General features: G+C 69.2%; 13 protein-coding genes. 9 read left to right on the top strand and 4 right to left on the bottom strand.

Annotated features, from left to right (window positions below; translation table 11 throughout):
* Window positions 1-15 precede the first annotated feature (15 nt).
* From miaB to ASD25_RS02615, 5 genes are all read left to right on the top strand, one after another.
* Window positions 16-1416 (top strand): tRNA (N6-isopentenyl adenosine(37)-C2)-methylthiotransferase MiaB, encoded by a 1401-nt coding sequence (gene miaB, locus ASD25_RS02635; RefSeq protein ID WP_055826449.1) that lies wholly within the window; start codon window positions 16-18, stop codon window positions 1414-1416.
* Window positions 1406-2401 carry a PhoH family protein gene (locus ASD25_RS02630; RefSeq protein ID WP_055826455.1) on the top strand — a complete coding sequence of 332 codons (996 nt, stop codon included), beginning with the start codon at window positions 1406-1408 and terminating at the stop codon, window positions 2399-2401. The genes miaB and ASD25_RS02630 overlap by 11 nt, the downstream gene beginning before the upstream one ends.
* Complete coding sequence (gene ybeY, locus ASD25_RS02625) at window positions 2398-2859, top strand: rRNA maturation RNase YbeY (RefSeq protein WP_055826458.1); 462 nt, start codon at window positions 2398-2400, stop codon at window positions 2857-2859. Before ASD25_RS02630 ends, ybeY begins: the two co-directional genes overlap by 4 nt.
* Window positions 2834-4456: an apolipoprotein N-acyltransferase gene (gene lnt / locus ASD25_RS02620; protein ID WP_082559976.1), complete on the top strand. Its 1623-nt coding sequence runs from the start codon at window positions 2834-2836 to the stop codon at window positions 4454-4456. The genes ybeY and lnt overlap by 26 nt, the downstream gene beginning before the upstream one ends.
* Window positions 4457-4624: 168 nt before the next feature.
* Window positions 4625-5041, top strand: coding sequence for a helix-turn-helix domain-containing protein (locus ASD25_RS02615; protein WP_055826461.1), 417 nt, complete (start codon window positions 4625-4627; stop codon window positions 5039-5041).
* Between the two features lie 25 nt (window positions 5042-5066).
* Here the strand turns inward: ASD25_RS02615 and ASD25_RS02610 are convergent, their stop codons facing one another.
* On the bottom strand, window positions 5067-5585 hold the full coding sequence (locus ASD25_RS02610; RefSeq protein ID WP_055829552.1) for a hypothetical protein: 519 nt from the start codon (window positions 5583-5585) through the stop codon (window positions 5067-5069).
* A gap of 124 nt (window positions 5586-5709) precedes the next feature.
* Between ASD25_RS02610 and coaBC the strand changes: the two genes are divergently transcribed.
* The 3 genes from coaBC to ASD25_RS02595 all read left to right on the top strand — a co-directional run bounded on the left by coaBC (window position 5710) and on the right by ASD25_RS02595 (window position 7972).
* Window positions 5710-6933 carry a bifunctional phosphopantothenoylcysteine decarboxylase/phosphopantothenate--cysteine ligase CoaBC gene (coaBC, locus tag ASD25_RS02605; RefSeq protein ID WP_055829554.1) on the top strand — a complete coding sequence of 408 codons (1224 nt, stop codon included), beginning with the start codon at window positions 5710-5712 and terminating at the stop codon, window positions 6931-6933.
* A 151-nt stretch (window positions 6934-7084) separates the two neighbouring features.
* Window positions 7085-7534 (top strand): dUTP diphosphatase, encoded by a 450-nt coding sequence (gene dut / locus ASD25_RS02600; protein ID WP_055826465.1) that lies wholly within the window; start codon window positions 7085-7087, stop codon window positions 7532-7534.
* 72 nt (window positions 7535-7606) lie between these two features.
* Window positions 7607-7972: a hypothetical protein gene (locus tag ASD25_RS02595; protein ID WP_055826467.1), complete on the top strand. Its 366-nt coding sequence runs from the start codon at window positions 7607-7609 to the stop codon at window positions 7970-7972.
* A gap of 194 nt (window positions 7973-8166) precedes the next feature.
* Here ASD25_RS02595 and dapB read toward each other — a convergent pair whose 3' ends face one another.
* From dapB to dnaK, 3 genes are all read right to left on the bottom strand, one after another.
* A complete protein-coding gene (dapB, locus tag ASD25_RS02590; protein ID WP_055826470.1) occupies window positions 8167-8916 on the bottom strand; it encodes a 4-hydroxy-tetrahydrodipicolinate reductase in 750 nt (249 codons plus the stop codon).
* A 114-nt stretch (window positions 8917-9030) separates the two neighbouring features.
* Window positions 9031-10209, bottom strand: coding sequence for a molecular chaperone DnaJ (gene dnaJ, locus ASD25_RS02585; protein ID WP_055826473.1), 1179 nt, complete (start codon window positions 10207-10209; stop codon window positions 9031-9033).
* 168 nt (window positions 10210-10377) lie between these two features.
* Window positions 10378-12231, bottom strand: coding sequence for a molecular chaperone DnaK (dnaK, locus tag ASD25_RS02580; protein ID WP_056614943.1), 1854 nt, complete (start codon window positions 12229-12231; stop codon window positions 10378-10380).
* Between the two features lie 305 nt (window positions 12232-12536).
* Between dnaK and ASD25_RS02575 the strand changes: the two genes are divergently transcribed.
* Complete coding sequence (locus ASD25_RS02575; RefSeq protein WP_235561682.1) at window positions 12537-12950, top strand: hypothetical protein; 414 nt, start codon at window positions 12537-12539, stop codon at window positions 12948-12950.
* Window positions 12951-13059 lie beyond the last annotated feature (109 nt).

Genomic DNA, 13059 nt, shown 5'->3' with positions numbered 1-13059 from the left:
GCTAAAACCGGTTCCATGACCGAGACCCTCGTCCCGCCGGCGGCGTCGGACGGACAGGCCACGCCCAGACGCCTGTTCATCAAGACCTACGGCTGCCAGATGAACGTCTATGATTCCGAGCGCATGGCCGATGTGCTGCGGCCGCTGGGCTATGCGACGACCGACACGGCCGGGGACGCGGACTTCGTCATCCTCAACACCTGCCATATCCGCGAGAAGGCGGCCGAGAAGGTCTATTCCGAGCTCGGCAAGCTGCGGGAGATGCGGGACATCCGCCTGGCGGCGGGCCAGCCGCGCATGACCATCGCCGTGGCCGGCTGCGTCGCCCAGGCCGAGGGCGAGGAGATCATGCGCCGCCAGCCGGCGGTGGACATCGTGGTCGGGCCTCAGGCCTATCACCAGCTGCCCGAGCTGCTGACCCGCACGGCGCGGGCGCGGGGCGAGCGGATCGGGGCCGACTTCGCCCCGGTCGACAAGTTCGACGCCCTGCCGCGGGCCCGAGGCGTCAGCGGGCCGACCGCCTTCCTGACGGTGCAGGAGGGGTGCGACAAATTCTGCACCTTCTGCGTCGTGCCCTATACCCGCGGCGCCGAATGGTCGCGGCCGGTCGCGGCGGTGCTGGCCGAGGCGCGCGAGCTGGCGGCCCGGGGGGTGCGCGAGGTCACCCTGCTGGGCCAGAACGTTAACGCCTATGACGGGGAGGGGCCGGACGGAAAGTCCTCGACCCTGGCGCGGCTGGCGTACGCCCTGGCCGACATCCCGGGCCTCGACCGTATCCGCTATACGACCAGCCACCCCAACGACATGTCCGATGAGCTGATCGCCGCCCATGGCGCGCTCGACGCCCTGATGCCCTGGCTGCACCTGCCGGTGCAGTCGGGGTCGGACCGCATCCTGCGGCTGATGAACCGCAAGCACGGGCGGGCGAAATACCTCGCGCTGGTCGACCGCATCCGCGAGGCGCGGCCCGACATGGCGATGTCGGGGGATTTCATCGTCGGCTTCCCGGGCGAGACCGAGACGGATTTCGAGGAGACGATGGATCTGGTCCGGCGCGTCGGCTACGCCTCGGCCTTCGCCTTCATGTATTCGCCGCGGCCGGGGACGCCCGCGGCGACCATGGCGGGACAGGTTCCGGACGGGATTGCGCGCGAGCGGCTGCACGCCCTGCAGGCCCTGCTGGCCGAACAGCAGCTGGCCTTCAACAGGGACAAGGCGGGCCGCACGATCGACGTCCTGCTCGAGAAGAAGGGCCGGCACGGGGCCCAGGCCGTGGGCCGCTCGCCCTGGCTGCAATCGGTTCACGTCGACGACGCGGATCATCTGATCGGCCGGATCGTTCCGGTCACGATCGAATACGGCCAGCAGAATTCCCTGAAGGGCCGGCTGATGGAAAAGGCAGTGGATGGCGCGTGAGAGTGAGTTCCTGGCGCTGGGCGACGAGGCCCTGCACGCCGTGATCGGTCCGGGCAGCCGGCACCTGGCCCTGATCGAGGACCGCTTCAAGGTTCTGGTGGAAACGCCCGGCGGCGGGGTGTCGATCAACGGTTCAGCCCGCGACCGGTCGCAGGCCAAGCGGGTCATCGAGACCCTGGCCAGCCGCGCCGAGACGGGCGCCGAGATCACCGAGGCCGATGTGCGCACGGCGCTGGGCGCCGCGGCGACCCAGCCGCGGGCGGGGCAGGGGAGCGTGGCCCCCGACGCCGTGGCCCTGCCGGTCGGACGGCGCGGGGCGATCGCGCCCAAGACGGCGGCCCAGGCCAACTATCTGTCCCTGCTGAGCCGCTGCGAGCTGACCTTCGGGGTCGGTCCGGCGGGCACCGGCAAGACCTTCCTGGCGGCGGCCTACGGCGCCTCCCTGCTGCGGCGGGGGCAGGTGGACCGGCTGGTCATCACCCGGCCGGCGGTCGAGGCCGGCGAGAAGCTGGGCTTCCTGCCGGGGGACCTGAACGAGAAGGTCGATCCCTATCTGGCTCCGATCTGGGAGGCGCTGAACGACATCCTCGGTCCCGACGACGTGCGCCGCCGGCGCGACAAGGGCGAGATCGAGGCCGCCCCGATCGCCTTCATGCGAGGCCGCACCCTGGCCCACGCCTACATCATCGTCGACGAGGCGCAGAACACCTCGCGGCTGCAGATGAAGATGGTCCTGACCCGGCTGGGCGAGGGCGCGCGCATGGTGGTGACGGGCGACCCGTCGCAGGTCGACCTGCTGAACCCGCGCGACTCGGGCCTGAAGCACGCCCTGCGCATCCTCGAGGACGTGAAGGGCGTCGGGGTGCAGCGGTTCGAGGCCCAGGACGTGGTGCGCCACGCCATGGTCGAGCGGATCGTGCGCGCCTACGACGCCGACGCCGCCAGCCGCCGCCCCGCCGCCGATCTCGAGGACCCCGACTCGTGATCGAGGTCGAGATCGAGGACGACGCCTGGACCGCCGCCCTGCCGGACGCCGGGGCCCTGGCCGAACGGGCGGCGACGGCGGCGCTGGGCCGTGTCGAGGGCGACGTCGTCGTGCTGCTGACCGACGACGCGGCCGTGCGCGATCTGAACGCCCGCTTCCGCGACAAGGACCGGCCCACGAACGTGCTGTCGTTTCCGGCGGCCGAAAGCGCGGCGCCACATCTGGGCGACCTGGTGCTGGCCTTCGGCGTCTGCGCGGCCGAGGCCGAGGCGCAGGGGAAGACCCTTGCCGATCATCTCAGCCATCTCACGGTCCACGGCGTGCTGCATCTGCTGGGCCGCGACCACGAGGCCGAGGCCGAGGCGGAGACGATGGAGGACGAGGAGCGATCCATTCTTGCCAGCCTGGGCGTCGCCGACCCATACAGGCGCGATGACTCACCCAGCGGCGACGCCTGAAAACGACGGCCCCAAGGATGGACCGCGCGCGCGGCTGATCCTGCGCTTCGGCCGCATCGGCCTGGCGCTGGCGGCCGGGGCGGCGGCGGCGCTGGCGCATCCGCCGTTCGGCGTCCTGCCGGGCCTGCTCGGCTATGCCCTGCTGATGTTCCTGTCCGAGCGGTCGGCGGGCGCGCGCGGCGCCTTCTGGATGGGCTGGCTGGCCGGCTTCGCCTATTTCTTCATCAGCTGCTGGTGGGTGGCCGAGGCCTTCATGGTCAATCCGGCCCAGGCGTGGATGGCGCCGTTCGCGGCCAGTCTGCTGCCGATCGGCCTGGGCCTGTTCTGGGGAACGGCGACGGCGCTGTACCGGCGGTTCATGCCCGGCGGGGTCCGGCGGGTGCTGGTCTTCGCCGCCCTGTTCTGCCTGCTGGAATGGTTGCGGGGCCATGTGCTGACCGGCTTTCCGTGGAACCCGGCCGGAGCCAGCTGGAAGGCCGGGTCGGCGGCGTCGCAGTTCGCGGCGATCGCCGGCGTCTACGGCCTGGGCTTCGTCACCGTGGCGGGCGCCGCGGCCTTCGCCCCCCTGCTGGGCGCCGGGCCGCGCAAGGCGCGCATCGGTTCGGCGGTCCTGGGCCTTCTGGCGCTCGCCGCCCTCATGGTCGGGGGGGCCGTGCGGCTGTCGCAGGCGCAGCTGGAGCTGACGGAGACCGTGATCCGCATCGTCCAGGCGGACGTGCCGCAGGAATCCAAATGGACGCCGGAGGCCTATCAGGGGATCGTCGATCGCTACGTCAATCTGACGGGCCATGCCGGCGCGCTGACGCCCGACCTGATCGTCTGGCCCGAGGGCGCCCTGCCGGCGTCGGCCAATCAGGTGTTCGCGCCGGGCTCGGCGGACGCCGAGGCGATCGCGCGTGCGGTGCAGCCGGGGCAGAGCCTGATCATGGGTCTGGGCCGGGGCGTGCCCGATCCGGCGGCGCCCGAGGGCGGCCGCTATTACAACAGCCTGTTCGTGCTGACCGACGAGGGCGCCGACGGCCTGCGGATCACCGCCACCTATGACAAATACCGGCTGGTGCCATTCGGCGAATATCTGCCGGCGGGGGGGCTCATGGGGGCGCTGGGCGTGCGCAGCCTGACCCATATGCCGACCGACTTCAGCGCCGGGCCCGTGCCCGCGCCGATCGACATACCGGGCGCGCCGCGGGCCCAGCCGTTGATCTGCTACGAGAGCCTCTACCCCGGCTTCACCCCGGGCGGCGCGGGTCGGCCGGGCTGGATCGTCAACATCTCGAACGACGCCTGGTTCGGGCGCACCTCGGGGCCGCTGCAGCATCTGAACCTGGCCAGCTACCGCGCCATCGAGACGGGGCTGCCGGTGGTCCGGTCCACCCCGACCGGGGTTTCGGCCATGATCGACCCCTGGGGCCGGGTCGTCGGCGACCAGCGGCTGGAACCCGGCGAGAGCGGGGTCATCGATGCGCGCCTGCCGCGGCCGACGGGGATTACGCCCTATGGGCGGTTCGGCGACCTGCCCTTCCTGCTGGCGGTGCTGGCGGGCCTGGCCCTGGCGGCCCCGTGGCGCGGGTTGCGCCGGCGCGGCCGGCCGGGCTGACGCCACGTCAGCTCGCCCGCCAGGCGAGTTTTCTCGCGTCGCGGGAGGGCTGGAAGCCGTTACGCAACCGTGGCTGGGCGCGGCGCCGGGGTTTTTGCATTTTTTGATGACAGCGGGCAAAGCCGAGCGCATTCAGGCGGGACGGCTCCAACCGAAGGACGAGTAACAATGGCGAGAGGCAAGGGCGAGGATGGTCCTCATCCCGTGGACCGGCATGTCGGTCGCCGCGTGTGCGAGAAGCGGCTGGCGCTCGGCTACAACCAGAGTGACCTCGGTCGGGCCCTGGGCCTGACCTTCCAGCAGATCCAGAAGTACGAGAAGGGCGCCAATCGCATTTCCGCTTCCAAGCTCTGGGACATCGCGCGATTCTTCAAGGTCGACATCGGCTATTTCTTCGAAGGCCTGACCGGCGCCCAGATCGCGGGCATGGCCGAGGGCGGAGCGGGTTACGAGCACGACTTCCCGGCCACGCGCTACACCATCGAGATCAGCCGCCTGGCGCCCCAGCTGTCCAGCCGGCAGCAGAAGCTGGCGCTGGAACTGATCCGCGACATGGCCGACCGCAAGGAACCGGACGAGGCCTGACCCGTCCGACGGCCCCGCCGTCGCCCTATGGCTCCGCCGACGTGCGGCGCCGCCCGAAAGTCGGCGCGCGCGCCTTCTGCTCGGCCCAGTAGGCCGCGCCGTCGCGCGGCTTGAACATGGTCTTGGGCACGCCGTCACGCGACACCACGGCGAAGGTGTTGGTCGCGGCCTGATACAGCAGCACATCGCCATTAGGCCGCTCGACCCGATCCGTTCCGGCGGGCGGACGCGCCGTGAACGCCTCGATTTTCGCCAGATAGTCCTGCGGCGAGCGCGATCCGAAATCGGCCCCGTTGCGCTCGAACAGCCGGGTGACCTTGGCGTCCACCGTCTCGCGGCGGTTGGCGGTGAGAACGGGTTTGGCCTTTTCAGCCGCGACGTCAGCACCGGCCGGGCGGGCCGGAGCGCCCGGCGCCGCGGTCAGCACGGCCTGGCCGCCGTCCGCCGGCCGGTCGCGCGTCTCGACGGCCGAGCCGCCGTTGCCGCAGGCCGCCGCGCCGAGCAGGGCGACGGCTGCGCCCGCGATCCAGAGCCTGGAGATCATGCTATCCTCCCAAAGGTTGAAATCCTCGACCTTCAGCATAACCACAGGTCCTGTGTTCTGGCAATGTTCCGTTTTTGCGCGACCCTCCCTCGACGCCGGGCGCCCGGATGGCTAGATGACCGGCATGACCACCGCCGCCCTGTCCGGACGCAAGATCCTGCTGATCGTCGGCGGCGGCATCGCCGCCTACAAGACGCTGGAGCTGACGCGCCTGCTGAAGAAGGCGGGGGCCGAGGTCATGAGCGTGCTGACGGCGGCGGGGGCCGAGTTCGTGACGCCCATGTCTCTGGCCGCCCTGACCGGCCATCCGGTGCGCCAGGCCCTGTTCATGCCCGAGGACGAAACGGCCATGGGCCATATCGAGCTGTCGCGCTGGGCCGATCTGGTGGTGGTGGCGCCGGCCACGGCGGGGCTGATCGCCAAGGCGGCCAACGGTCTGGCCGACGACCTGGCCTCGACCACGCTTCTGGCCACCGACAAGCGGGTGCTGCTGGCCCCGGCGATGAATGTGCGGATGTGGCTGCATCCGGCGGTGCAGGCAAATATGGCGCGGCTGAAGGGTTTCGACGGCTTCCACGGCGCGGCCGTGGTCGGGCCGGACGAGGGCGAGATGGCCTGCGGCGAGTTCGGCCCGGGCCGGATGGCCGAGCCGGCGGCGATCATGGAAGCGATCGAGGGCCTGCTGGCGGGGCCGGACGGACGACCCCTCGCGGGGCGCAGGGCGGTGGTGACCGCCGGGCCGACCTTCGAGCCGATCGACCCCGTGCGCGGCCTGACCAACCGGTCGAGCGGCAAGCAGGGCTATGCGATCGCCGAGGCCCTGGCGCAACTGGGCGCGCAGGTGACGCTGGTGTCGGGGCCCGTGGCTCTTGCCGCGCCCGTGGGCGTGGAGCGCGTGTGGGTCGAGACGGCGCGGGAGATGAAGGACGCAGTGGAGGCGGCCCTGCCAGCCGAGATCGCGGTGATGAGCGCCGCGGTGGCCGACTGGCGGGTCGACGGCGTCGCCTCGGGCAAGATCAAGAAGGCGCCGGGCGGTCCGCCCTCGCTGGCCCTGATCGAGAATCCGGACATCCTGGCCAGCGTCTCGGCCCCCGGAAAGAAACGGCCGAAGCTGGTGGTCGGCTTCGCGGCGGAGACGACCGATCTGGAGGCCAACGCCCGGGCCAAGCTGTCGCGCAAGGGCTGCGACTGGATCGTCGGCAATGACGTGTCCGACGACGTCTTCGGCGCCGACGGCAACACCGTGACCCTGTTCACCCGCGACGGCGCGGCGGAAAACTGGCCGCGCCAGTCCAAGGCCGAGGTGGCGAGGAAGCTCGCCGCGAAGATCGCCGACCATTTCGGCTGATCTGTCCACACGTTCTCCACTGGAGACATGACCTTCTCCCCGGAAGACCGCTTGGGCCACAGAGCCCGTCATCGGCTTGGCGAGCAGACGCGATAAGGGTCGGAGGGCGAGATACCGCCTTTTCGCCCTCATAAAATGCGACTTATCACTCATGACGACCGTCCGGATCGAACGTCTGCCGCATGCCGAAGGCCTGCCGTTGCCCGCCTACGAGACATCAGGCTCTGCGGGGATGGATCTTCGGGCAGCCATTGACGAAAATCTGCCGGTAATGCTGGCTCCAGGAGCGAGGACCCTCGTGCCCACGGGCCTCAAGATCGCGCTGGAGCCGGGCTTTGAAGCCCAAGTGAGGCCGCGTTCGGGTCTGGCGCTCAAGCACGGGATCACCTGCCTGAACTCGCCGGGCACCATCGACAGCGACTATCGCGGCGAGGTCGGGGTCATCCTGATCAACCACGGGCAGGAGCCGTTCGTGATCCAGCGCGGCGAGCGCATCGCCCAGATGGTGATCGCGCGGCACGAGCAGGCGAGCATGGTCGAGGTGGAGACGCTCGACGAGACCGCGCGCGGCGCGGGCGGGTTCGGCTCGACGGGACGTTAAGCGGAGCCATTCGACGCGAAACGCGTTAACCCTGCTTCCGGCCAAGCTCGGCCGTATGAAGGAGGTCGGCGTATGGAGTCCCTGTTCGATTCGATCGGCGCGTTTCTGACCGGCATTTTCGGCCTCGCCCAGGGCGGGTTCGACAGCGTCAACCAGATCATGGGCTTGCTGATCGCCGTGATCGCGGCCCTGATGATGACGGCCTGGAGCCGACTGTGGGCCACGGCGCTCGGCGCGGCCTTCGTCCACATCCTGATCGGCGTGGTGCGGCCGATGCTGGACGGCGGGGCCCTGGTCCTGCCGAACTTCCTCAGCCTGACCTTCTGGATGACCGTGCTGGCCCTCTTCCTGGGCTATGCGATCGTCATCGCGGTCTTCTTCTTCATCAAGTCGCTGTTCGTGGGCCGCGGCCATAGCCGCCATCGCCACGCGCACTGATCGCCTCTCCGCGAAGCGGATCGGTGAGCCGGTTCGTCACGAAGGACACGAAGGCGGCGCGAAGAACACGAAGGGGCCCGTGCGAACTCCGTCGCTTCGTGCCCTTTGTGAGCCCTTCGTGTTCCTTGTAATGAACCCGCCATCCTCAATGGGTCTGGACGACGCCCGGCTGCGCCGGGAGCGGGCTGCGCAGATCAGGCCTGCCTGAACCCGAGCACATCCTGCATGTCGTAGAGGCCGGGCTTGCGGCTTCGCACCCAGGCGGCGGCGGCCACGGCGCCGCGGGCGAACAGCGAGCGGTCGATGGCCGAATGGCTGAGGGTCAGGGTCTCGTCTTCCGAGGCGAACAGGACGGTGTGTTCGCCGATGATTCCCCCGCCGCGCAATGATGCGAAGCCGATCCTGCCGGCTTGCCGCGCGCCGGTGATGCCGTCCCAGGGGGCGGTGCGGACGTCGGCCAGGTCCACGCCGCGGCCGTTGGCGGCGGCCTCGCCCAGCATCAGGGCGGTGCCCGAGGGGGCGTCGGCCTTCTTGCGATGATGGGCCTCCAGCACCTCGATGTCCCAGTCGCGCGGGTCCAGCCGCTGGGCCGCATGTTCGACCAGGCCGATCAGGATGTTGACGCCCAGCGAGAAATTGCCGCTGCGGACAATGGCGATCCGTTCCGAGGCCCTGTGAATGTCGGTTTCCTGTTCGGGCGTCAGGCCGGTCGAGCCGATGACCAGGGCCGGGCCGCCGCGTTCGGCGCAGGCCTGGGCCAGCTCGACCGAGGCCTCGGGAGTCGAGAAGTCGATGATCACGTCGCACAGCGACAGGTCGGGCGTTTCGCCACGGTCGAAGCGGGCCGCGACCACGACGTCGTCACGGGCGTCCAGCACGGCCGAGACGGCCCGGCCCATGCGGCCCCGGGCCCCCGAAATGCCGGCGTGGAAGATGGCGCTCATGACGTTCCTCGAACCATTCCTCGCATTGTGAAGGGTTTCTCCCGGACCGTCATCCCAAACACCACCGCCCGGTTGTCCCATCCAGGCCCGAGGGTGACGGTCCGGGGAAGGGAGTTACTGCGGCGCTTCCGAGCCGAGGATGTCGGCCCAGAAGCGTTTGGCCTTGCCGGCGAAGGACGAGTTGCGCGGAGTCTGGCTCTCGCCGAGCGAGGCGGCCAGTTCCTGCAGCAGTTCCTTCTGATGCGGGGTCAGGTCGGTCGGGGTCTCGACGAACAGCTCGACCACCAGGTCGCCGCGGTTCTTGCCGTTCAGATGCGGCATGCCCTTGCCCTTGATGCGCACGGTCTTGCCGGTCTGGGAGCCGGCGGGGACGCTGACCGGCGCGCGGCAGCGGCCGTCGCAGGCTTCGGACGTCAGGCAGGGGGCGTCGATCTCGCCGCCCAGGGCCGCGGTGGTCATGGGCACGGGGACGGTGACCAGCAGGTCGAGATTGTCGCGCTCGAACAGTTCGTGCGGCGTCACCGACAGGAAGACATACAGGTCGCCGCGGGGGCCGCCGCGCATGCCGGCGTCGCCCTCGCCCGACAGGCGGATGCGCGAGCCGTCGTCGACCCCGGCGGGGACCTTGAGCTGGAGCTTTCGGTTCCTGCGCACCTGGCCGTGGCCGGCGCAGCTGGTGCAGGGCTCGGCGATCATCTGGCCGTGACCGCCGCAGCGGGGGCAGGTGCGCTCGACCTGGAAGAAGCCGTTGGCGGAGCGGACCCGGCCCGCGCCCTGACAGGTGGTGCAGGTGGTCGGCTTTGTTCCGGCCTTGGCGCCGGTGCCCTCGCAGGTGTCGCAGGCCGCGGTGGTGGGAACGGCGATCTCGACGTCGGCGCCCTTGTAGGCCTGCTCCAGGGTGATCTCGAGGTCGTAGCGCAGGTCCGAGCCGCGGCGCGGGCCGTGCTGGCGGGCGCCGCCGCCGGCGCGGCCGCCGAAGACGTCGCCGAACGCCTCGCCGAAGACCTGTGAGAAGATGTCGTTGACGTCGGTGAAGCCCTGGCCCTGGCCGCCAAATCCGCCGCCGCCGTTGACCCCGGCGTGGCCGAAGCGGTCGTAGGCGGCGCGTTTCTGGTCGTCCGAGAGGACCGAATACGCTTCGGAGATTTCCTTGAAGCGCGCCATGGAGTCTTCGCACCCGCCGTTCCTGTCGGGGTGGTGCTTCATGGCCAGCTTGCGATAGGCCGATTTCAGCCCGGCGGCGTCGATGGTCCGTTCGACCTCGAGAACCTCGTAATAGTCACGCGTCGCCATGCGGCGTTCGTCCTCTTACCCTGGCCGACGGTCGCGCCTCTTGGCGGGCGCATGACCGAACGGCTGACCGGGCTGACATGGGCGCCCGGGAAAATGATGCAAGTTCATGAAACGGCCCCGCCCGTCATCAGACAGGCGGGGCCGGGGTGATTGCGGAGCCTGTGTGGCTTACGCGCTCTTCTTCTCGTCGTCGCCGGCGTCGGGCGCGACTTCCTCGAACTCGGCGTCGACCACGCCGTCGTCGGCGGGGGCTTCGGCCGCGTCGCCGTCGCCGGCGCCCTGTTGCGAGGCGTACATGGCCTCGCCCAGTTTCATCGAGGCCTGGACCAGGGTGTTGGTCCTGGTCCGGATGTCTTCCGGATCCGTGCCTTCCTTGGCCGTCTTCAGCTCGGCCAGGGCGGTTTCGATCGCGGCCTTCTCTTCGGCCCCGACCTTGTCGCCGTGTTCGGCCATGGCCTTTTCGGTCGAGTGGATCAGGCTGTCGGCGGCGTTGACCGCCTCGACCATTTCCTTCTTCGCCTTGTCGGCGGCGGCGTTGGCCTCGGCTTCCTTGACCATCTTGTCGATGTCGGCGTCCGAGAGGCCGCCGTTGGCCTGGATGCGGATGTCGAAGGCGACCTCGATCTGCGGCATGCCGCGCGGCGCCGGCGGAATGCCCATCAGGTCGAACTGGCCCAGCACCTTGTTGTCGGACGCCATCGGCCGCTCGCCCTGGAAGACCCGGATGGTCACGGCCGACTGGTTGTCGTCGGCGGTCGAGAACACCTGGCTCTTCTTGGTCGGGATGGTGGTGTTGCGTTCGATCAGCGGAGTGAAGACGCCGCCCAGGGTCTCGATGCCCAGGGTCAGCGGGGTCACGTCCAGCAGCAGCACGTCCTTGACGTCGCCCTGCAGAACGCCGGCCTGGACGGCGGCGCCCAGGGCCACGACTTCATCGGGGTTGACGCCCTTGTGCGGCTCCTTGCCGAAGAAGGCCTTCACGGCCTCCTGCACCTTGGGCATGCGGGTCATGCCGCCGACCAGCACCACTTCGTCGATGTCCGAGGCCTTGAGGCCCGCGTCCTTCAGCGCCTTGGCGCAGGGCTCGATGGTGCGCTGGACCAGGTCCTCGACGAGGGCTTCCAGCTTGGCGCGCGACAGCTTGATGTTGAGGTGCAGCGGGCCCGAGGCGTTCATGGTGATGAACGGGAGATTGACCTCGTACTGGGTCGTGGAGCTGAGCTCCTTCTTGGCCTTCTCGGCCTCTTCCTTGAGGCGCTGCAGGGCCAGTTTGTCGGAGCGCAGGTCGACGCCCTGCTCCTTCTTGAACTCGTCGGCCAGGTAGTCGACCAGGCGCAGGTCGAAGTCCTCGCCGCCCAGGAAGGTGTCGCCGTTGGTCGACTTCACCTCGAAGACGCCGTCGCCGATCTCGAGGATCGAGACGTCGAAGGTGCCGCCGCCGAGGTCATAGACGGCGATCTTCTGGCCGTCGTTCTTGTCCAGGCCATAGGCCAGGGCGGCGGCGGTCGGCTCGTTGATGATGCGCAGGACCTCGAGGCCGGCGATCTTGCCGGCGTCCTTGGTCGCCTGACGCTGGGCGTCGTTGAAATAGGCCGGAACGGTGATGACGGCCTGGGTCACGGTCTCGCCGAGGTAGGCCTCAGCGGCCTCCTTCATCTTGCCGAGGGTGAAGGCCGAGATCTGCTGGGGCGAATAGTCCTTGCCGTTGGCGCGCACCCAGGCGTCGCCGGTCGGTCCCTTGACGATCTCGTAGGGGACCATCTTCTTGTCCTTGGCGACCACGGGGTCGTCGAACGAGCGGCCGATCAGGCGCTTGATGGCGAAGAAGGTGTTGGTCGGGTTGGTCACGGCCTGACGGCGCGCGGGCTGACCCACCAGGGTCTCGCCGCCCTCCTGGATGGCGATGACGGAGGGCGTGGTGCGGTTGCCCTCGGCGTTTTCGATGACCTTGGGATTCTTGCCGTCCATGACGGCGACGCACGAGTTCGTCGTGCCCAGGTCGATGCCGATGATCTTGGCCATTGGTGGTCTTTCACTCCATTTCGGCGGGCGATGCGGCGGCCTTTTAAAGCGAAGCGCCGCGCGTGACCGCCCCCGGTGTCAGGGTCTTGGGTCGATTGGTACGGTTACGGCCACAAAGCCCCACGCGATGCGGGGTTTTAGGACGGTTGTGGCCGATATGGGAAACACCCCCCGGCCTGCAAGCCCCAAACGCATCGGGGCGAAGATTCACCCGCCCCGCCAGAATTGAGGTTTTCGTCGAACGTTGGTGTGGTTAATAGTGATGCATCGGCCTGAGGGGGGCTGGTAACCGGGGAGAAACCGAAATGAAACTGCACAAGACCGTCGCTCGCGCCGCCCTGATCGTTGCGGCCCTGGCGTCCACCGCCGCCGCCGCCGCCGCGACGTCCACGACGCCCGAACGGGCCGTCGCTGTCACGCCCGCCACCGCCTCTGCGCCGATCCAGTCGCGCGACGGTCGCAACCGCCGCGTTCGCATCCACAACAACACCGGCTGGACCATGCTGCGCTTCTTCGCGTCCAACACGAGCCGCAGCGATTGGGAAGAGGACATCCTGGGCGACGACGTCCTGGCCAATAACGCTTCGATCGTGATGAACATCGACGACGGCACCGGCGCCTGCCTGTTCGATTTCAAGGCCGAGTTCACCAACGGCCAGAACCTGATCCGCAACAACGTCAACGTCTGCGAGATCGCGGACTATTACTACACGCGCTGACCGGCGTTCTGGTTGGGCCTGTCGCCCTTCGGGCTGCTTGAGGCCCGGTTTTTTGGGGCGCTATCGCGCTTCGCGCTACTTGAGCGCGGGCGCTTTGGGCTAGACAGAG

This window comes from Brevundimonas sp. Root1423 (assembly GCF_001426805.1).
Note: the sequence above shows the minus strand (reverse complement) of the source record. Positions and strands in the feature narration are given on the sequence as shown.

Coding starts and splice junctions, on each gene's coding strand:
- miaB (WP_055826449.1), top strand. CDS start 16: ATGACCGAGACCCTCGTCCCGCCGGCGGCGTCGGACGGACAGGCCACG.
- dut (WP_055826465.1), top strand. CDS start 7,085: ATGACGACCGTCCGGATCGAACGTCTGCCGCATGCCGAAGGCCTGCCG.
- dnaK (WP_056614943.1), bottom strand. CDS start 12,231: ATGGCCAAGATCATCGGCATCGACCTGGGCACGACGAACTCGTGCGTC.
- ASD25_RS02615 (WP_055826461.1), top strand. CDS start 4,625: ATGGCGAGAGGCAAGGGCGAGGATGGTCCTCATCCCGTGGACCGGCAT.
- ASD25_RS02630 (WP_055826455.1), top strand. CDS start 1,406: ATGGCGCGTGAGAGTGAGTTCCTGGCGCTGGGCGACGAGGCCCTGCAC.
- ASD25_RS02595 (WP_055826467.1), top strand. CDS start 7,607: ATGGAGTCCCTGTTCGATTCGATCGGCGCGTTTCTGACCGGCATTTTC.
- ASD25_RS02610 (WP_055829552.1), bottom strand. CDS start 5,585: ATGATCTCCAGGCTCTGGATCGCGGGCGCAGCCGTCGCCCTGCTCGGC.
- lnt (WP_082559976.1), top strand. CDS start 2,834: ATGACTCACCCAGCGGCGACGCCTGAAAACGACGGCCCCAAGGATGGA.
- coaBC (WP_055829554.1), top strand. CDS start 5,710: ATGACCACCGCCGCCCTGTCCGGACGCAAGATCCTGCTGATCGTCGGC.
- ASD25_RS02575 (WP_235561682.1), top strand. CDS start 12,537: ATGAAACTGCACAAGACCGTCGCTCGCGCCGCCCTGATCGTTGCGGCC.
- dnaJ (WP_055826473.1), bottom strand. CDS start 10,209: ATGGCGACGCGTGACTATTACGAGGTTCTCGAGGTCGAACGGACCATC.
- dapB (WP_055826470.1), bottom strand. CDS start 8,916: ATGAGCGCCATCTTCCACGCCGGCATTTCGGGGGCCCGGGGCCGCATG.